General features: G+C 63.3%; 21 protein-coding genes. 10 read left to right on the plus strand and 11 right to left on the minus strand.

Features of this window, described 5'->3' with window-relative positions:
• Window positions 1–113: 113 nt before the first annotated feature.
• Entirely contained in the window at window positions 114–1502 is a 1389-nt protein-coding gene (locus tag AC4D2M_RS11305) for an OFA family MFS transporter (protein ID WP_490891943.1), read from the plus strand.
• A 1-nt stretch (window position 1503) separates the two neighbouring features.
• Complete coding sequence (locus AC4D2M_RS11310; RefSeq protein ID WP_490891944.1) at window positions 1504–1614, plus strand: MFS transporter small subunit; 111 nt, start codon at window positions 1504–1506, stop codon at window positions 1612–1614.
• Window positions 1615–1691: 77 nt separating this feature from the next.
• On the opposite strand, the gene AC4D2M_RS11315 is transcribed toward AC4D2M_RS11310, so the two are convergent.
• From AC4D2M_RS11315 to AC4D2M_RS11335, 5 genes are all read right to left on the minus strand, one after another.
• On the minus strand, window positions 1692–2015 hold the full coding sequence (locus tag AC4D2M_RS11315; RefSeq protein WP_490891945.1) for a hypothetical protein: 324 nt from the start codon (window positions 2013–2015) through the stop codon (window positions 1692–1694).
• Between the two features lie 72 nt (window positions 2016–2087).
• The gene (locus AC4D2M_RS11320; protein ID WP_490891946.1) at window positions 2088–3071 is read right to left on the minus strand and encodes an aldo/keto reductase; all 984 of its coding nucleotides are present in this window, start codon (window positions 3069–3071) and stop codon (window positions 2088–2090) included.
• A 24-nt stretch (window positions 3072–3095) separates the two neighbouring features.
• Window positions 3096–3887 carry a ZIP family metal transporter gene (locus AC4D2M_RS11325; RefSeq protein WP_490891950.1) on the minus strand — a complete coding sequence of 264 codons (792 nt, stop codon included), beginning with the start codon at window positions 3885–3887 and terminating at the stop codon, window positions 3096–3098.
• A 50-nt stretch (window positions 3888–3937) separates the two neighbouring features.
• Window positions 3938–5383, minus strand: coding sequence for a glyceraldehyde-3-phosphate dehydrogenase (locus AC4D2M_RS11330; protein ID WP_490892078.1), 1446 nt, complete (start codon window positions 5381–5383; stop codon window positions 3938–3940).
• Between the two features lie 255 nt (window positions 5384–5638).
• A complete protein-coding gene (locus tag AC4D2M_RS11335) occupies window positions 5639–6721 on the minus strand; it encodes a LacI family DNA-binding transcriptional regulator (protein ID WP_490891951.1) in 1083 nt (360 codons plus the stop codon).
• Window positions 6722–6886: 165 nt separating this feature from the next.
• On the opposite strand from AC4D2M_RS11335, the gene AC4D2M_RS11340 reads away from it, so the two are divergent.
• The 7 genes from AC4D2M_RS11340 to AC4D2M_RS11370 all read left to right on the plus strand — a co-directional run bounded on the left by AC4D2M_RS11340 (window position 6887) and on the right by AC4D2M_RS11370 (window position 12561).
• Window positions 6887–7735, plus strand: coding sequence for an ABC transporter substrate-binding protein (locus tag AC4D2M_RS11340; protein WP_490892079.1), 849 nt, complete (start codon window positions 6887–6889; stop codon window positions 7733–7735).
• A gap of 58 nt (window positions 7736–7793) precedes the next feature.
• The gene (locus tag AC4D2M_RS11345; RefSeq protein WP_490891952.1) at window positions 7794–8576 is read left to right on the plus strand and encodes an amino acid ABC transporter permease; all 783 of its coding nucleotides are present in this window, start codon (window positions 7794–7796) and stop codon (window positions 8574–8576) included.
• A complete protein-coding gene (locus AC4D2M_RS11350; protein WP_490891954.1) occupies window positions 8573–9355 on the plus strand; it encodes an amino acid ABC transporter ATP-binding protein in 783 nt (260 codons plus the stop codon). Before AC4D2M_RS11345 ends, AC4D2M_RS11350 begins: the two co-directional genes overlap by 4 nt.
• Window positions 9355–10395 carry a Gfo/Idh/MocA family protein gene (locus AC4D2M_RS11355; RefSeq protein ID WP_490891956.1) on the plus strand — a complete coding sequence of 347 codons (1041 nt, stop codon included), beginning with the start codon at window positions 9355–9357 and terminating at the stop codon, window positions 10393–10395. The genes AC4D2M_RS11350 and AC4D2M_RS11355 overlap by 1 nt, the downstream gene beginning before the upstream one ends.
• 28 nt (window positions 10396–10423) lie before the next feature.
• Entirely contained in the window at window positions 10424–11551 is a 1128-nt protein-coding gene (locus AC4D2M_RS11360; protein WP_490891958.1) for an NAD(P)/FAD-dependent oxidoreductase, read from the plus strand.
• 92 nt (window positions 11552–11643) lie between these two features.
• Window positions 11644–11904, plus strand: coding sequence for an antitoxin (locus tag AC4D2M_RS11365; RefSeq protein WP_490891959.1), 261 nt, complete (start codon window positions 11644–11646; stop codon window positions 11902–11904).
• A 3-nt stretch (window positions 11905–11907) separates the two neighbouring features.
• Window positions 11908–12561 carry a DNA alkylation repair protein gene (locus AC4D2M_RS11370; protein ID WP_490891961.1) on the plus strand — a complete coding sequence of 218 codons (654 nt, stop codon included), beginning with the start codon at window positions 11908–11910 and terminating at the stop codon, window positions 12559–12561.
• 9 nt (window positions 12562–12570) lie between these two features.
• Here the strand turns inward: AC4D2M_RS11370 and AC4D2M_RS11375 are convergent, their stop codons facing one another.
• On the minus strand, window positions 12571–13461 hold the full coding sequence (locus AC4D2M_RS11375; RefSeq protein WP_490891963.1) for a ribonuclease Z: 891 nt from the start codon (window positions 13459–13461) through the stop codon (window positions 12571–12573).
• 64 nt (window positions 13462–13525) lie between these two features.
• Window positions 13526–14134 (minus strand): SRPBCC family protein, encoded by a 609-nt coding sequence (locus AC4D2M_RS11380; RefSeq protein WP_490891964.1) that lies wholly within the window; start codon window positions 14132–14134, stop codon window positions 13526–13528.
• 93 nt (window positions 14135–14227) lie between these two features.
• On the opposite strand from AC4D2M_RS11380, the gene AC4D2M_RS11385 reads away from it, so the two are divergent.
• A complete protein-coding gene (locus tag AC4D2M_RS11385; protein WP_490891966.1) occupies window positions 14228–14458 on the plus strand; it encodes a hypothetical protein in 231 nt (76 codons plus the stop codon).
• On the opposite strand, the gene AC4D2M_RS11390 is transcribed toward AC4D2M_RS11385, so the two are convergent.
• From AC4D2M_RS11390 to AC4D2M_RS11405, 4 genes are all read right to left on the minus strand, one after another.
• Window positions 14455–15723 (minus strand): multidrug effflux MFS transporter, encoded by a 1269-nt coding sequence (locus AC4D2M_RS11390; RefSeq protein WP_490891968.1) that lies wholly within the window; start codon window positions 15721–15723, stop codon window positions 14455–14457. The genes AC4D2M_RS11385 and AC4D2M_RS11390 overlap by 4 nt on opposite strands.
• Window positions 15724–15852: 129 nt before the next feature.
• Entirely contained in the window at window positions 15853–16176 is a 324-nt protein-coding gene (locus tag AC4D2M_RS11395; RefSeq protein ID WP_490891969.1) for a hypothetical protein, read from the minus strand.
• 73 nt (window positions 16177–16249) lie between these two features.
• Entirely contained in the window at window positions 16250–17689 is a 1440-nt protein-coding gene (locus tag AC4D2M_RS11400; RefSeq protein ID WP_490891970.1) for a lipase maturation factor family protein, read from the minus strand.
• 52 nt (window positions 17690–17741) lie between these two features.
• Window positions 17742–19409: an alkaline phosphatase D family protein gene (locus AC4D2M_RS11405; protein WP_490891972.1), complete on the minus strand. Its 1668-nt coding sequence runs from the start codon at window positions 19407–19409 to the stop codon at window positions 17742–17744.

Consider the following 19409-nt stretch of genomic DNA (forward strand, 5'->3'; position numbering starts at 1 on the left):
CCGCACGGCAGTGTTGTGTGCCCCGGGCAACATGTGACCTAATGCACAATTGTCCCTGGTGGGGGCCGAGCGGACGTTGACGTCCACTAAATAGAGGGAAAGGCGTTCAGCTCATGAGTTGGCTCGACAGGGAACACACAATCGCTCCACCCGGATTCAACCGCTGGCTGATTCCGCCCGCAGCACTCGCCGTGCATTTGTGCATCGGCCAGGCCTATGCCACCAGCGTCTACAAGACAGCGCTCGTCGAACACTTCGATGCAAGCCTGACCGAAATCGGCGTCATCTTCTCCATCGCCATCGTGATGCTCGGCCTGTCCGCGGCGCTGATGGGGACGTGGGTGGACAAGAACGGCCCGCGCAAGGCCATGTTCACCTCTGCCCTGTTCTGGGTCAGCGGCTTCCTGGTGGCAGCCCTCGGTATCTCCACGAACCAGCTCTGGTTGGTGTACCTCGGGTACGGAGTCATTGGCGGAATCGGCTTGGGGATCGGGTATATCTCACCCGTCTCGACTTTGATCAAGTGGTTCCCTGACAGGCCGGGGCTTGCCACCGGTATGGCGATCATGGGCTTCGGCGGCGGTGCGCTGATCGCCAGCCCGCTGTCCACCCAGTTGCTGAGGACGTATGACCCGAATTCGGGCGCTGAAGGCTGGGTGGCCAGTGGGGCCGCGGTCTCCATGCTCTTCGTGACCCTCGCGGTGATCTACCTGGTCTACATGGTCTTCGGGGCATTCACCATCAAGGTACCTGCCGCGGACTGGCGCCCGGACGGTTTCGATCCGAGCACCCTGAAATCCAAGCCGCTGGTCACCAGTGACAATGTCTCGGCCAAGAACGCGATCCGGACAAAGCAGTTCTGGCTGATCTGGATTGTGCTGTTCTGCAACGTCACCGCCGGGATCGGCATCCTCGAGCAGGCCGCCCCCATGATTCAGGACTTCTTCCGCCAGCCCGATGGCATCAGCGCTGTTTCGGTAGCGGTGGCGGGCGGCTTCGTAGGTCTGCTGTCGATCGGCAACATGGCCGGCCGTTTCGTATGGTCCAGCACGTCGGACATCATCGGACGCAAGCGTATCTACATGGTTTTCCTCGGCGTCGGTGCCGTGCTGTACACGGTGCTGGCCCTCGCGGGTTCCTCCACCACTGCGCTTTACGTTCTGCTGGCATTCGTGATCATCTCCTTCTACGGCGGCGGCTTTGCAACTGTTCCCGCGTACCTTCGCGACCTCTTCGGTACGTACCAGGTCGGTGCCATCCACGGCCGCCTCCTGACCGCCTGGTCGGCTGCCGGTGTTGCAGGGCCACTGATCGTGAACGGGATCCTCGATGCAAGGGGTACGCCCGGGCAGCTTGTCGCATCCGATTATCAGCCGGCACTGCTGACCATGGTCGGCCTGCTGATCATTGGCTTCATAGCGAACCTGATGATCAAGCCCGTGGACTCCCGTTTCCATGAGCCGTCGAAGACCACCACCGAAGAACCTGCACTGGAGGCATGAAATGGAAATAAGCAAGGCTCGCCTGGTCGTTGTATGGGCACTCGTGGGTTTGCCGCTGGCCTATGGAATCTTCCAGACCCTCACCAGGGTCACCGCACTATTCACCGGGTAGGAGTGGCCGCCTGAAAGGAGCAGGACCGTGGAATTGTTCCCACGGTCCTGCTCTCTTATGACGCTTATTTGCGCTGGCTAGCCCCGCGTGACGTTGAGGTGAACGCCTTCCTCGTCGATGCTTTCCACGGAGTCGGCTTCCTCGTAGAAGTGGTTGCCGATACCGGTCCCGTCCACCTCCACGTAGCCGAGCCTGAGCAGACGTTGGCTACGTTCCTCATCGACGTCCTCGGAGGAGAAGGCACCAGAGAAGAAATTGACGATCCCGGGGCGTTCCTCGGATTGGCCCTGCGGAGTGACCGCCTCCGGGTCGCCCATCTTTACTTCCTTCACCGTGCCGACCTTTTTGCCGGCGGCATCGAAGACGTCCATCCCTTCGCGAACTTCACTGAGCTTATCCATGGTGAATGTCCTTTCCGATCGCGTCCCTGGAATTTCAACACTAGGACGGTGGCCGAGCTCCGTCGAGGCCTGCTACCAGCGAGGGTGGACCGCTTCCCGGAAGTAGCGGTTGTAGATGTCCTGTACACCAGACCCGATGTTCTTGCCAAGGTCCAACTGCCCCGCTGCTTCCGCGTTCGCCCGCGCCTGAGCAGCGGACCGGGCTCCGGGAATGACTGTGGTGACGCCGTCCTGGGCGATAATCCAGGCAAGTGCGGCCTGGGCGGTGCTCCCGCCGTCTGGCACCAACGACGTGAACTCGTCCGCGGCTGCCAGGCCAGTCTCGAAGTCCACGCCGGAGAAAGTCTCACCGACGTCGAACGCTGCACCCGTGCGGTTGTAGTTGCGGTGGTCGTTTTCCGGGAATTCCGTGTTCCTGGTGTACTTGCCGGACAGCAGGCCCGAGGCCAGCGGCACCCTGGCGATGATGCCGATTCCGGCTTGCTTTGCGGCGGGAAGTACTTCATCGAGAGGCTTGAGCCGGAACGCGTTGAGAATGATCTGCACGGTGGCGGTGTTGCCGCGGCGGATCGCTTCGAGGGCTTCGTCCGTCCTTTCAACGCTGACTCCGTAATTGGCAATGGCCCCTTCGGACACAAGGGTGTCAAGGGCGTCATACACTTCGGATGAGGAGTACACAGCCGTCGGCGGGCAGTGCAGCTGGACAAGGTCCAGGGTGTCCTGCTGCAGGTTGCGGCGGGAGCGGTCGGTCCATTCCCTGAAGTTCTTGAGGGTGTAGTTTTCGGGCACCTGGTCGACCCGGCGGCCCATTTTGGTGGCCACCGTGATGTCGAGGCCTGGGTTTGCCTTCAGGAAGTTCCCGATAGTTTGTTCGCTCCGGCCGTCACCGTAAACGTCCGCTGTGTCGAAGAAGTTCACTCCGGCGTCGGCGGCGGCCTCAAGGACCGCGAGGGCGTCCTCGGGCCGGACGTCTCCCCAGTCCGCTCCCAGCTGCCATGTTCCCAGACCGACGGTCGAGACGTTGCGTTGTGTTCTGCCAAGTGTGCGTTGTTCCATTGTTCGACTATAGGGCGGCCGCTCCTACATGAGCGACAGAACGAACGCGAGGACGAAGCCTGCCGCAGTGCTCATGGCGACTGCGGGTCCTCCGTGCTCGTAGGCCTCCGGCATAAGGGTGTCCGCGAGAGACGCGATCACGGCGCCGGCCGCGAAGGCCAGAGGGAGCGAGATCGTCTGCTCGGTGGCACCGGAAAGCGGGCCGGCTCCGATCACGACGGCGGCGACCAGCAGTACGGCGCAGGCCGACCAGAGGCCGACAATGCGCCCCTTTGGCATCCCCTGACTCTGCATGGAGGCGGAGCCGACAAGTGCCTCGGGCAGGTTGGACACGAAGATGGCCGCGAGGAGCGCCAGCCCGCCGGTGCCCCCGCCGAGCGCAACGCCGAGGGCTACGTTCTCCGGTACTCCGTCCAGCGTGACAGCGGCCAGTAGCGCGAGACCGGCAGCGCCGCGGGTTGACACGGCGGATGACTTTTCATCCTCGGCGGCCGCGTCGGTATCGAGCTTCGCACTGCCCTGATACTCGTCGGAGGGAGTGTCCTTCCCTCCGGGCTGCGCCCACTTGTCCAGCAACGCGCTCAGCACCGTGAAGACAAGGGCACCGGTGAAGAGGCCCACCGCCGCCAGCATAATCCCGCCGCGTTCGTAGGCGTCCTGGAACAGTTCGAAGGCGAGTGCCGTGATCAAGGAACCCGCAGCGAAAGACAGCATGATCGCGAGAACCCGCTTCGGCAGCTTGAAGCGGACGCCGATGAGTGAACCGATGATCAGCGGCGTCGACGCGACCACCCCGAACAGAAGGGCCGTTCCCATGGCGAAAGTATAGGCTCGCTTGCGGGCGAGCGGGGGCCTCTTTTCGAGGATTAGCGGATGGAGGCAAGCTCCGCCGTCGGAATGGCTTCCTTCGCCGGGAACGACGGCGGATTGACTCCGGCCATCTCCTCCATGACGCGCACTACCTGGCAGCTGTAACCGAACTCGTTGTCGTACCAGACGTAGAGTACGAGGTTGTTGTCATTGCAGATGGTTGCGAGACCGTCGATGGTTCCTGAGCGGCGTGAGCCCACGAAGTCGGTGGAGACGACGTCGGGGGAGTCGATGTAATCCAGTTGCTTGCGCAGCACGGAGTGCAGCGACATTTCGCGGAGGTAGTCGTTGACATCGTCCTTGGTCGTCCCGCTCTCGAGGGACAGGTTGAGGATCGCGATCGACACATCCGGGGTGGGTACGCGGATGGAACTGCCGGTGAGCTTGCCCTGCAGTTCAGGCAACGCCTTCGCGACGGCCTTTGCGGCACCCGTCTCGGTGATGACCATGTTGAGCGCAGCCGAGCGGCCGCGGCGGTCGCCCTTGTGGAAGTTGTCGATGAGGTTCTGGTCATTGGTGAACGAGTGAACGGTCTCGACGTGCCCGTGCACGACGCCGAACTCGTCATTGATCGCCTTGAGCACCGGGGTAATGGCGTTGGTGGTGCAGGACGCGGCGGTGACAATACGGTCATCGGCGGTGATATCCGTGTGGTTGATGCCGTGGACGATGTTCTTCAGCGAGCCCTTACCCGGCGCCGTCAGCAGTACCTTGGCAACGCCCTTGCTCTGCAGGTGCTGGCTGAGGCCTTCCTCGTCACGCCAGCGGCCGGTGTTGTCCACGACGAGCGCGTTGTTGATGCCGTACGCGGTGTAGTCGATGGTTGCCGGGTCATTCGAGTAGATGACCTGGATCCGCACGCCGTTGGCGGTGATGGTGTTGGTTTCCTCGTCCACCTGGATGCTGCCCTCAAAGGACCCGTGCACCGAGTCGCGCCGCAGCAGGCTTCCGCGCTTCATGAGGTCATTATCGGCGCCCTTGCGCACCACGATCGCTCGCAGGCAGAGACCGTGCCCGCCGCCTGCCTTCTCGATGAGCAGCCGGGCCACCAGGCGGCCGATGCGGCCGAAACCATAGAGAACGACGTCGGTGCTCGTCCGCGCATCCGCGCCGCGCTTCCCGACGACGTCGGCCAGCTCCGCCCGGAGGAACTCTTCCAGGGAGGCGTCACCGCCGTCGGCCTTGTACTTCTGGCTGAGGCGGGCGACATCAATGGACGCGGCTCCCAACTCCAGGTCGGCGAGGATGCGCAGCAGGGGAGCAGTCTCTTCGAGGAGCAGCTCTTCCTTGCTCATGCGGCGCGCGAAGCGGTGCGCCTTGAGGATGCCCATGGTGGACTTGTTGATCAGGCTGCGCCCGTGGATGCTGGTGACCACGTTGTTTTCGCGGTACAGACGGCCGATGACGGGAATCATCCCTTCGGCCAGTGCCTCCCGGCTCATCCAGGTGTCGCGGGTGACTAAAGGGTTATGATCCACGATGATCAGGTCCTCTCTCTCGCCGGTTGTTCCGGCGTTTGCCGCTGGCTTCCAGAACGGGAGTGCGGCAGGTTCAGTGGCTCGGTTTCCGCGCTGATCCGGACGACTTCGACGTCGGCAGGTTGGGTGCGGTGATGCAGCTAGGATATCCGCCGCCCGGGCTGCGGATAACTTCTGGGGGCGATCTGTGACGAACGGCATACCGGGTGGGTCAGCGTGTTACGACGCGAATGCAGAGAGGGAGGGCGCTCCCACCGATTCCCTCTCGATCAGGGTGGCGGGAAACACAGGCAGGACCGGTGGAGCAACGCCGCGGATGCGGTGCAGCAGCGTGGTGGCCGCTGCCTGCCCAAGTTCGTAGACCGGCTGCGAAACCACAGTCAGCGGCGGCGTAACCAGCCGGGTCCAAGGAAAATCGTCGTACATCACGAAGGAAAGATCCTCAGGGATTCTCACGTCCATGGAGCGCAGTATCTCCAGAACACTCAGTGCGACGAGGCTGTCAGAGGCAACAATCGCCGTTGTTCTCTCGCCACTGGACAGCAGGTCACTGAGGATTGACTGGACGCTTTCTGTGGTGTTGGCGCCCAGTCGGATGAAGGAATCGTGAAACGGAACCCCGGCTTCATTGAAGGCCCGCCGGGTGCCGCTAATGCGCTCGCCGACCGCTGAAGATTCCAGCGCTCTGCCGCTTTGATACTCGGCACCTCCGGTCTCGAGCGCCGATATATAGGCTATGCGCTCATGACCGCGGTTGATGAGGAGTTTTGCAGCATCGTAAGCGGCCTGCTCGACATCGGAAGCGATCATATCGACGTCGACTCCGGGCGCTGAACGGTCAAAAAGCACCAGCGGGCGGCCAGCCTCAACGATCTGTTGCAGGTGCTGCGTGCTGGAGGAGGAAGCGGGTGCAACAATCAGGCCGTCCACCCGCTTGTCCTGCAGGACCCGCACTGCGTCAATCTCGGCTTGCAGGTCCTCGCCGGTGTTGATGAGGATGACGTCGTAGTCGGCCCGTTTCGCGGCATCGGAAATGCCGCGCATGGCAAGTCCGAAATGGGGGTTCTCAATATCCCCGACCACAACGCCGATGGTGTTGGACCTTCCCGTGTTCATGCTGCGCGCAAGCTCGTTGGGCCTGTAACCCAATTGCTCCGCCGCCGCCAGGACCCGTGAATTGACCTCTTCGCTCACAGCCCCGTAACCGCCGAGAGCCCTCGCCGCCTGCGCTTTCGACACTTTTGCTTCGCGGGCCACGTCGGCAACGGTGATGTCCCGCTTCCGGGAACTGGAGGTCGTCATATGCAGCCTTTCGAATGATGGGGGTTGACGTATCTCTCGATGTGCGCGTAGATTCCTCATCAACCTTTGTGAGCCCGGTCTCATCCTAGCGATTGAGACCGGACTCAACAAGTACGGCAAACGAGGCACACCACTAGCACCCCACTGATAGAGATTGGATCAATGATGAATATCCGTTCCAAGTTCCGCCCCACCGTCGCAATGGCAGCAGCGGCGCTGTCACTTCTGGTGATGACAGGCTGCGCCAGCGAAGCAGTTTCCGACACGGCCGAAAGCAACCCCTACGGGCTGATCGAACCAGGGAAGATCCGGGTTGCAAGTCTCGGTGACGCCAAGCCGTACACCTTCACCGATGAGTCGGGGCAATTCACCGGGTTCGACGTTGAACTGTTCGAGGATGTAGCCGGACGTATCGGGATCGAGGAAGTCGTCTTCACCGGTCAGGACTTCTCCGGCCTACTCGCTGCCGTGGCGAACGAGCAGTTCGACGTCGGCGTTGCCGCAATCGGCATCACCGAGGAACGCAAGCAAACGGTCGACTTCTCGGATGGCTACCTTGCCGGCTACCTCACCGTGATCACCACGGAAGGGTCGGGAGTTACGGGCGAGGATGCGCTGGCGGGCCGGCGACTGGGCGTGGTGCAGGGGACGCTCCAGGAGGCCTACGCGGTCAAGAACTTCACCGAAACCGACTTGGTGCGCTTCCCGGATAACAACACCGCAATTTCCGCGGTGAACAGCGGCACCGTCGACGCACACTTCCTCGATTATGAAGCAGCCAAGGACTACATGGAGAAGTTCGGACTGGTCAGCGCAGCCGACATTCCGTCCTTCGACGCCCCCGCCGGCTTCGCCATTGCAAAGGGGAAGGAAGAATTCCAGGCAGCCCTCAATGAAGCGCTGGCCGCCGCAATGGAAGACGGGACCTGGAAGGAGCTATACCAGAAGTGGTTCCCGGGATCTCCTATGCCTGAGCAGTACCTGCCCGAAGCCGAGCAAACTCCCGGCAAGTGACCGACGCAGCGCACATCTTGTACTGCGCAGCGAACCGTATGACGACTGAGAGCCAATAATGGACCTGCTCGATACCCTCGCAAGAACGTTCCTCGACTTTGAAGCCATGATGGCAGTGTTGCCTCAACTGCTTCAGGTGGGGCTCATCAATACCCTGATCATTTCTGTCAGCGCCACTATCATCGGCGTTGTGCTCGGAATGGTGGTCGCGATCATGGGCATATCGCAGTCGCGATGGTTGCGCATTCCTGCCCGCATCTACACCGACCTTTTTCGCGGGCTGCCGGCCATCCTGACGATTCTCCTGATCGGACAGGGATTCGCACGGATGAGCCAGGAGATATTCGGCCCCTCGCCATACCCCTTGGGCATTCTCGCACTCAGCCTGATTGCCAGCGCCTACATCGGCGAGATCTTCCGCGCCGGTATTCAAAGCGTTGAACGGGGTCAGCTGGAAGCATGCCGTGCACTGGGCATGAGTTATGGCCGCGCGATGGCACTCGTCGTAGTACCCCAGGGCATACGCAGGGTCCTCCCGGCTTTGGTGAACCAGTTCATCGCCATCATCAAGGACTCCTCCCTGGTCTACTTCCTCGGCCTCCTCGTATCCGAACGGGAACTCTTCCGGGTGGGACAGGACGCAGCAGTGCTCACCGGCAACCTCTCGCCTCTCGTCATGGCGGGGCTGTTCTACCTCATTATCACGGTGCCACTCACCCACCTCGTGAACTACTTCGACCAGCGCTTCCGGGCCGGCGGGCGCCGTCGTCCGGCTGCGCCCACCAGCGGACTGAAGGAAGTAACTGAAATCGAGAGCGCAACCACAGGGAGCGGACGATGAACCAGACAACACCGATGGGCCAGGCCATCGCCACTCCGGAAGCCAAGACATTCCGCGGATCAAGCCTCGAGTTGCGGGGAATGTCCATGGCGTACGGCGATATCGACGTATTGCGCAACGTGAACATCACCGTGGACCCTGGAACGACAACATGCATCATCGGGCCCTCCGGATCAGGAAAGTCCACGCTGCTCAGGGGTATCAACCGTCTCCACGAACCTAAGAGCGGGGACGTCCTTCTGGGCGGGACCAGCGTGCTGAAGGACAAGCCCGATGCGCTGCGCCTGCGCATCGGCATGGTCTTCCAGCACTTCAATCTCTTCCCCGACCACACAGCACTCGAAAATGTTGCCCTTGCTCCGTGGAAGGTCAAGCGGATGTCCAGAGCCGATGCCAGGGCACTGGCCGCGGAGCGCCTGAAGGAAGTTGGTTTGGCCGAACGGGCTGACCATCGCCCCCGCGACCTCTCCGGTGGGCAGCAGCAGCGGGTCGCGATCGCCCGCGCCCTCGCCATGGAGCCTGAGGTCATGCTCTTCGATGAGGTCACCTCCGCGCTGGATCCCGAACTCGTCAAGGGTGTATTGAACCTCATGGCGGGTCTCGGCGAACGGGGAATGACCATGGTCGTCGTCACCCATGAGATGGGCTTCGCACGCAAGGTCGCTGACCAGGTGGTCTTCATGGATGAAGGCGAGGTTGTTGAAGCCGGGCGACCGGCGGACCTGTTCGACCGGCCACAGTCCCCGAGGCTGCAGCGATTCCTCTCGGAGGTGCTCTAGTGGAAGCCGGAAAGCCCCTGCGCACCGCCGTCGTCGGTTTCGGGGTATCAGGTCGGGTGTTCCATGCGCCGCTGATTGCGGCGAACCCCGACTATTCGCTGGATGTGATTGTCACAGGCAATCCCGACCGCGCGGCCCAGGCGGAGACCCTGTACCCGGGCACCAAAATCCTCGCAAACCCCGAGGATGTGTTCGCGCATACCGATGAGTTGGATCTGGTCGTGCTTGGAACCCCGCCGGCCAACCACTATGCGCTGACGGAGCAGGCAGTAGCGTGCGGTTTGAACGTGGTTGTAGACAAGCCGTTCGTCCCCACTTCTGCCGAGGGCGAGGAGCTGATCACGAAGGCGGGTGACGCCGGCGTCGTGCTCTCGGTTTTCCAGAACCGGCGCTGGGACGGTGATTTCCTCACCGTCCGCAGACTGATCGACGGCGGCCACCTGGGCGATGTGCGCACGTTCGAGTCGCGCTTTGAATGGTGGATGCCTGAAGGTTTCCGAAGCTGGAAGGACGAAGCCCGCATATCCGAGGGGGGCGGCATTCTCTTTGACCTCGGAAGCCACCTGATTGATCAGGCAGTCGTGCTGTTCGGGCCGGTTAAGGACCTGCATGCGGAAGCCGTACGCCATTCGCCGAGCAGCGTGTCAGATGCGGATGAAGACACTTTCGTGTCGCTGCTCCACGAGTCCGGGGTGCGTTCCCGCTTATGGATGAACGGACTGGCGGCCCGCCCGGCTCCCCGCTTCCATGTGCTCGGTTCCCGTTCGGCCTACACGAAATGGGGTCTCGATGGACAGGAGCCGGCACTGGACGGCGGGCTTTCACCATCAGATCCCCACTATGGGGTTGAGCCCGAATCTCGCTGGGGTGAGCTGGGCGCAGGGGAGAAGGAGCAGTTCGTCCCAACCGTGCGAGGCAATTACCCCGAGTATTACGAGCTGCTGGCCGGTGCTATCCGTAACGGTGGGGAACTGCCAGCAGACCCGGCCGACTCCGTTTCCGTCCTCAAAATTATTGAAGAAATCCACGGCCTGCTTTAGGCCCGTCAGTTTGAGAAAGAGAGCTGCTATGTCCCTGGAATCACCTGCCCGGAGAGTTGCCGTCATCGGTGGCGGCATCCTGGGAGTCTCCACAGCCGTCCACCTGCTTCGCGGCGGTGCGTCAGTGGTCTTGCTCAGTGAGGGGGAACTCGCCAGCGGGGCCTCCGGTAGATCACTGTCCTGGCTGAACTCGGCGGGGGAACGGTCCCGCCCCTACCATGACCTTCGCCTGGCCGGGATCGACCGGTACCGCACGCTGTTTGCTTCCGATCCTGATCGCGACTGGCTGCGCTTCGACGGTGGCCTGTTCTGGGATATCGAAGCGAACAGCGCAGCGACGGTGAAACGCCACAAGTACGAGAAGGCACAGGGCTACGACTCCCACCTCATCGCCCCTGAGCAGCTCAACCGCTGCGCACCCAACGTGAATAGCGCCACTGCGGGAGCAGCATCCATCTTCAATCCGGGGGAAGGATGGGTGAGTTTGCCTCATCTCATCGAGTTCCTGATGGAGGAGTTCAAGGAATTGGGCGGTGACCTCGTCACCAACGCCGGTAAGGTGTCGGTCACCGTGGACGATCAGGGCCGGGCGGCAGGTGTTGCGGCGGCCGACGGGGAGGCCTATGCAGCCGACGTCGTTCTGGTTGCATGCGGACCCCAGACGCCCGCGGTCGTCGCCGGCCTGGGTGTACACATCGACGACGCCTCGCCGGTGTCCATGCTTGTACTGACTGAACCGGCGGAACACGGAGTTCGAGCTGTGATGAACACGCCCCGTGCCGCCGTACGCCCGAACCCTGATAGCACCCTTGCCCTTGACCACGACTGGTATGAGGAGCAGATCACGGAGCATCCGGACGGCACCTTTTCCATCCCGGAAGCCGTTGTCCAGGAACTCGCGGACGAGGCCTCCGCATTGATCGAGGGGACGCCGCAACTCAAGGCGGCCTCCTGGCAGATCGGCCGCAAGCCTATCCCGGGCGATGGAGAGCCGGTTTTCGGTGAGCTGCAGAAGGTCCCGGGGTGTTTCGTTGCGTTCACCCACTCGGGCGCCACCCTTGGTCTGATCGCAGGGGAGCTCCTGGCCGGGGAGATACTGACGGGCGAAAAGCACCCTATGCTGGCTACCTTCCGCCCGGAACGGTTCGAGAAATAAACCCGCACGGGTAGTAGCTCTACCCGGGGATTATTTGCCGCGCGGCTACGTTGGTATTGGCAGAACATCACTACGAAGATAGGTACCGCGTCATGGCTGGATTAGGCTCGCTCGGCAAGATTGCCCGGGAACTCGCTCGAAACCCGAAGGTTCGGGAGGCGATCAACAGTCCGAAGGCAAAGCAGATGGGCAGCAAGGTGGTGGACCGTGTGGCGGACGCCGCAGACAAGGCCACCAAAGGTAAGCACCAGGACAAGATCCAGGACGCCCGGGGTTCGGCGCAGAAGCACTTGCGCGGCCCCGGGAATGGTCCTGAAGTAAATCCCAATGACCCGGGAACACCCCGCTCCTAAGCCTTGAGCGGGGCAGTTGATTTCATTGACGCAGCGCTTCAGCGCGAGGCGTCCTGGGACCGGGCTGATGCACTGAACGCGCTCGACGATGGACTCCGCTATTACGGGTCCTCCGTCGGCGCGGTCCGCGGCACCGTGCGCGACGCCGTCCGCAAGTATCGCGGCATGGATCGGCAGGACGTGCTCCTTTTGAGCGCTGAACTGTGGTTTGAGCCGGTGTTCGAGAGGCGCCTTGCCGCCGTCGTGCTGCTGCAGACCCAAGTGGCGCTGCTTCGAGACTCTGATCTCGCCCGGCTGGAGCGGTATGTGAGGGATAGCCGGAAGGACGCGCTCGTGGACCCGATCGCGGTCGACGTTGTCGGACCCCTGGCGGCGCGCCTGGCGGGGCCGGAGTGTGCCCACGCCGAAGAGGTGCTGGACCGGTGGGCGTCGAGCTCGGATCCTTGGCTCCGCCGGGCCGCCCTGCTGGCACCGTTGCGGGAGTTGCGCTCAGGCGATAACGACGGTGATGCTTTTCTTCGCCGCGCTCGTCTGGCGCTTGCAAAGGAGGACGACGACGGCCCCGTCCGCGACGCTCTCGACGTCCTGAACGCTGAACTGGGCAAGCGGCGCCCCGAGCTTCTGGCCGAACTGCCCGCGCCCTCTGACTCGCCCTGAGGACCTGCTTCAGGAGACACGGCGGCGCTTCGGGAACGGGATTCGGTCCAGGTCGCTCGCCGCGATCACCTGCGTGCCGACGACGGCGGCCGTTGCCTGCTCCGCCAGCAGGCCGACATCCGGGTACCGCGACGAAAAATGGGTGAGGATCAACGTCCCCGCATTGCCGTTAGCGGCCAGCGCGCCCGCCTGCCCGGCGGTGAGGTGCAGATACTGCTCAGCAAGACCGGCGTCGTCGTTGCTGAAGGTAGATTCCGCAACGAGTACGTCGGCGCTGTCTGCCAGCGACTCGGCACCCTCGCACTCCGCAGTGTCCATGACGAAGGCGAAGCTCTGACCCGGACGCGGGACACTGACGTCCGCAAGCGTGGTGTTGCCGATGCGTCCTTCGCGCTGCAAACGGCCGACGTCGGGTCCTGAAATTCCGGCGTGAGCGAGGCGATCCGGCACCAGGCTGCGCGACGGGGGCTCGCTCAACCGGTAGCCGTAGGCCTCGATCCGGTGCCGCAGCGGTTGCACTTCCAGGCCGTCAGCGATGGTACCGGCCGAGCCATGCGGCCTGAATCGCAGGTCGAGGCCCGGTGTCGCCAGCGAAACCAGCGCGCGGAGCGACTCTTCCCCGGACGCAGGGTAGTGGAGGTGTACCGGGTGGGTTACGCCGTCGAGCACCATGCGCGACAGGACCCCGGGGAGGCCGAGGCAGTGGTCGCCGTGGAGGTGGGTCAAACAGATGCGGGTGATGCTCGAAGCGCCGACGCCGGCGTAGGTCATCTGCCGCTGTGTGCCCTCACCCGGGTCGAAGAGCAAGCCCTCGCCGTCCCAGCGGAGCAAGTAACCGTTGTGGTTGCGTGTCCGGGTGGGAACCTGGGAGGCGGTGCCTAGGATCACGAGTTCACGCATGGGGTCGAGTCTGCCATCCCTTGCCCGTCGGACACACCCGCGGTCCGGAAGCCTCCAGCAAGTCCTATGGCGCAGGCCGGAACCGCTCAGCCAGACGCTTCAATTCCTTCAATTGCTTGCGCATCATGAACAAATCTCCCCATGCGAGTGCGTATCGGCGGAAAGTCTTCAGTGGTCCGGGAGGCCGCGGAACAACCATCTCCACGATGAGACGCGACTGCGCACCCCTGCGTTCGACCTCATAGTGCACCGTCAGGGCTCCGAAGAGTGAGCGCGGTGTTCCCTTGTTCATGCTCACAGTCATCGATGTCCCCGGCACAACCGCAATCACGGTGAAGATGGTCATTACAGAGTCACCAACGGAAACGTTCACCAGAGCCCGGTCAATCGATTGAGGGCTTCGGCGTCCAAAGTTGTCGGCCCAGTCGTAACTGTAGGGCGCCCTGCGCAACTGCGTGACCCAGGCGAACTGCTCCTCAGGCGCAGCATCAATGTCGATCGCCCGGACCCAGCGCTGCCCCGGACTTGTCGCCGCAAAATGCCGTGGAGCAAAGCCTTCACGGGATCCAACCGGATACCACCACCAGGGAGCGCGTTGCGGCAGGGAGTCCGCGTCGCCGATTTTCACAGTCCGCGTGCGGGGGAGAGTTTGCGCATGAATTGAGTCTGCCATCCTTGCCCGATTGCTGGTTCGGCACACGCCCATGGGTGCACGCTGCGCGGTAACGTAGGTGGAATCAACGGGGAATGATCGTAGGAGGAACTCATGGGTACCGGTGATTCGCAGAACGGCGTACAGGACGGTCTTCAGAATGAGCACAATCCGATATCGCGGGACCCTGAGCGCACTGATGATGAAAAAGCCGCGGACATAGCCGCAGACGAAGCCGAGGGTGTCGCTGAGGGCGTCAACGAAGCCGCAGGGCCTGCCGAAGAGAAAGACCAGGAGGGCGACGATGACCGCGAGCTGACCACGGACACCAGTCCCAGCGACTAGGGCTTCGCGGCGGCCGTTTCCTCCGGAACTTCCAGAGCTTGCCAGCCGCCCTTGCGGAACACCGGTGTGCCACACAGGAGCACGACGACGGTGAGCGCCACAGTGCCGAGCATGACCACCGCCATGGAAACGGCATCGCCGCCCAGAAGCCCCACTACCGGACTGACAATCCCAGCCACTCCGGATTGCAGAGCGCCGATCACTGCTGCAGCAGTGCCCGCCATGTGCCCGTAGGAGTTGAGAGCTAGCACCGATGCGTTGGCCGGGATCATGCCCTGGGTGCCGAGGACCAGCCACAGGGCAGCGCAGAGCCCAACAACGCCGCCGAACCCGGTGGCCGCAACTGCGAGCAGGATCAGCGCGAACAGCAGTTGAGCGACCGCCGCCGTGCGCAGGAGCCGCGCTGGAGCGATTCTCCTGACCAACGATGCGTTCACCTGCGCAGATAGCACCAGCGCAACCCCGTTCAACGCGAAGACCATCGCGAATTGTGCCTGGCTCAGGCCGTACTGGTCCTGGAACACGAAGGGTGAACCCACCACGTAGCTCATGATCACGCCGAGGCCGAGCCCCGGAATGACCGCGAGCGACATAAAGCGCACGTTGCGCAGCAGGTGCCAGTAACCGCCCGCCACGTGCCTCACGTGACTCGACCGCCGCCGCTCCTCCGGCAGGGTCTCCGGCATGAACCGCCAGACGATAATCACGAGGGCTACCCCGATCAGTGCAAGGGCGTAGAACACCGCGCGCCAGTGCCACACTCCGGCGATCGCCTGCCCCACGGTGGGAGCGAAAAGCGGGGCAACGCCGATGACCAGCATCAGGCGTGAAAGGAGCCGGGCGGCGTCGGACCCGACGAACCTGTCGCGGATAACCGCGATGGCGACGACGGCGGCGGCCGCGTTGAAGAATCCCTGCAGAACGCGAAGCACAATGAGCGTGGCGATGTCGGGCGCGATCGAGCACAACAGCGAAATCACCACGTGGAGGGTGATCCCGACGATGAGCGGCAATCGTCTCCCGAACCGGTCGGATAGCGGACCGATCACGAGCTGCCCGACACCTCCGCCCAGCAGCATCCCGGACAGCGTGAACTGCACGGCAGCCTGGCTCGCCCGCAGGTCCTCCGCAACCGCGGGAAGCGACGGGAGGTACATGTCGGTGGTGACGGCCGGCAGTGCGGCGAGGGCTCCCAACATCAGGATGTACTTGATGCCAGGAACATAGCGTGGGGTTTGAGCCTGGGATGCAGGCAGATTGTTCACCCGATCAACTGTAAACCGATTTCGGCTCGCGTGGAGGGGGAGTTGAAACGTTACGAGCGGGTCAGACGGTTCTGCGCCGAGTCGCAGCGACGGCCGCTGCATAGCGCTGCGGGAAGTCGTTCATTCCGCTCACGGCATCCCGCCTGGTCCGGCCTGGCCCTGCATCCCGGCGCTCGGGTACTGGTGCGGGTTGTGCGGCCGGTCGTCGTCGAAGGTTTTCCCACTCAACTCTTCGCCGTACGTGCGTGCGCGCTTGAGGTCGCGCTTGCGCGCCTGCATTCCGAGGAAGAACATGGCGATTCCCTCAAGCAGCAGGAACGCTCCGATGACCGCGAGGAACCAGTCCAGCCCGCCGGCGGTGCCGTCGACGATCTCGCTCAGCGGCACCAGGAACAGGAAGACGCCGGCAAGCAGCGACGTGCCGCCGGTCAGCAGGAGCTTGGTGTAGTTCATTGCGTTCCCCCTTTTGATAGTCCCCTCCATTCAAACAGGGACGACGGCGGCTGGCTATGCAAACCGCGCGTCCTCAACGCCGATGGCCCGCCTTCAGGGACACCGGATCCACGAGCGTCCCGGCTTCCTCCCGCATCCAGACCAGCCCGTTGACCCGTTTCTCCTCGTGCGTGGAGAAACGGTAGCGGAATACCCGGGCACGCACGTATCTGGGCGGCTCGCCGTTGAACGGGTCATGCCGCAGCAGCTTCAGGATCTTTGGATCCGCCTCCAGCAGTTTCACCAGCAGCGGCGTGAACCACCCGCCGTCGGACCCTAATGCCAGGAACCACATCAACCAGTCGAGGCGCAGGTGGTAGGGCGCGTACTGGCGCGGCGTGCGGCTGGGATCGCCGGGCTTGCCCTTGAACTCGTACTCCTCCCAGCGGGAACCCGGTTCGCCGTCGTCAGTTGTACCTTCAACGATCACCTCACACCGGACCTTTGTCACGCTGCCGAACGCACCATACGCATTGACAAGGTGGAAGCGGTTGAAGCTGGCGTTCATCAACTGCCGCTTCGCGAACAGGTTCCGCAGCGGCTGCCAGCTCAGGTAGGCAATGAAAACTGTCGTGAGAACGGCGACGGCGGCGAACCAGACCGGGGTCGTGCTGTAAGTGGGCCCGATCGTGAAGCCGAGGGCTTCATAGAAGGAGTCGGGCACCGCGCCGAACGTGAGAACAATGGTGATCCAATTGAGCCACGCGAAGTTCCCCGAGATCACCAGCCAGCCCTGGGTGACGATGATGATGATCGCGGCAACGCCCGCGACCGGCTGCGGCGCGAAGAGGAAGAACGGCACCACCAGCTGCGTGAAGTGGTTCCCGGCCACTTCCATGCGGTGCAGCGGTTTCGGGAGCAGGTGAAAGAAGCGGCTGGCCGGGTTCGGCATCGGCTGGGTTTCGTGGTGGTAGTAGAGCGCGGTGAGATCACGCCAGGAGCGGTCGCCGCGCATCTTGATCATGCCGGCGCCGAACTCCAGCCGGAACACCAGCCACCGGATGGCCAGCAGCACCAGGAACGGAGGCGCCACCTCGTTGGAGCCCAGGAACGCCACCAGGAATCCGGCTTCGAGCAGCAGGCTCTCCCATCCGAAGCCGTAGAACACCTGGCCTACATTCACGATCGACAGGTACAGCGCCCACAGAATCAGGAACGCGAGCATCGGGAGCCACGGCGGCCCGGCCTGCGGAATCCCGATCACCAGCAGCGCCGCGATAATGCTGCCCACCCAGCACACCGCCAGCAGCAGCCGGTCGGAGTAACGCCAGCGGAACAGCGTGGGGCCGGCGCGCTTGCCCGCCCGTTCGATGAATCGGGGAGCCGGCAGCAGTCCTTTCTCGCCGAGCAGCGCCGGGAACTGGTTGATGGCCGAGATAAAAGCGATGAGGTAGATTGCGGCCACTCCGCGCTGGAGGATCTGCCGCCCCACTTCGTATCCCTCGGCATCGAGCACGCCGCTCAACCACTCCATGCTCCAACGAAACTCCCGTCACGCCCGGAGCGTCAAGGGTCGTTGAGAAGGGTCAGGATGCGTCCCGAGCGGTCACCGGGTGCGGAACGATGGTGATCGAGGTGACTTCCTTCAGCGTCGGGGCAGCATGGGCGCCGCTGACGACGCCGGTGTCCCACCGCAGTTTCAACCCCTCCTCGGTTACCTCAAGGCTTGCGAGGTTGTTGTCGAACCATGGGCTCTTCAGCGTGGACCAGTGGAACGGCGGATGCGGGACGAAGCGGGCCAGCATGCCGCCGACGGGGCCGGCGACCCGCGTCGACAGCAACGCCGCAACCCAGCGCAGCGCAGGCCGGAGCGGATTCCGGATCGGGGAGCAGACCGCCTGCAGGACGCGGGATTGCATGGGGTGATCCACTTCCTCGATGTAGGAAAAGTGGACGTCGCCGGACAGGAAGGTCACCGTTTCAGGGGCGGCGCCGCGCCTTCCTTCGGCGACCTCCGTGGCCATGGTGGCGACGGCGCGGAAGCTGTCCGGGAACGCGGCCCAGTGCTCGAGGTCGATTTTCTGGCGGATCCATTCGCCCACCGTGGCAAGGCGTTCGCCCCAGCGGCCATCGGCGAGCACGGCGTTCCAGTCTTCGATGTGGTGGAGGCCCCGCGGAAGCAGGAACGGGAGGGACGTGGCGACCAACAGGTGCCGCCGATCACCCTGCATCAACTCATCCAGCCACTGCAGTTCCTTGTGGTCGAGCATCGAGCGCCGACCGGGTTCCAGGACGCGCGCCGCCCGCGAATCGAGAACGATCAGGCGCGTATCGCCGAAGTCCCGGCAGAAGCTCCAGCGGTAGCGCTCGGGGTCGCGGTCAGCCTCCTCGACGACTGCCTCGACCACGGCGCTGAGGTCCAGTTCTTCCGGTCCCTGGTGGGACTTGATGGTTTGCCAGACTTCGTCGGCGGCGCGCTCGGCCGGGGAGAGGTTCCCGAGGTGCTGGTACACCCAGTAGGACGCGAGACCGGAGACGATGCGGTCATGCCACCAGGGGAGTGCCGCTACCTTCTTCTTCCAGAGCAGCGAGGAGTTCCAGTCGTCACGGATGTCGTGGTCGTCGAAGATCATCGCGCTGGGGACAGTGGAAAGCAGCCACCGGATGGCCTGCCCGCACCATGCCAGCCGATAGACCTGCGTGTACTCCTCATAGTTGCGGAGCTCGGCGTCCAGCTTGGTGTTGATTCCGCGATCGTCGCTGATGAGCTGGCGCATCTCATCGCTTGGAATGTCGGCGTACACCTGGTCACCCAGAAACGCGATGAGATCCGGTCGGGCCCCTTCATCACGGGCGGCGAGGTCGAGTGCGAACGCCAGCAGGGAGTCCACTCCGTGCTCCTTGTGCGTGGCAACGTCGTTGGCTTCGCTCGTCCGGCAGGAACCGTAGGAAAGTCGCAAGGGGCGTTCCGGATCCAGGGTACGGATGGTCGGCGCAGGGAACGGCGATCCGTCCTCCGGCCACACTCGCTGGCCGTCGACTTCCACCGTGTACGCCGAGCTCGATCCTGGTTCCAGCCGGTCCACCTCAACCAGCGCGTAGTGGTGCCCACGCACCGCAAAGGTTCCCGTTTCCCATTCCCGGCCGGCGGCGATGACCCGCACACTGGCGGTCGAGCGCGTTTCCACCCACACACTTGCCGTCGTCTCGTCGACGTACCTGAGCATCGGGCCGAGTACCAGCAAGCTGTCCAT

This window comes from Arthrobacter sp. TJ-270, from assembly GCF_058269075.1.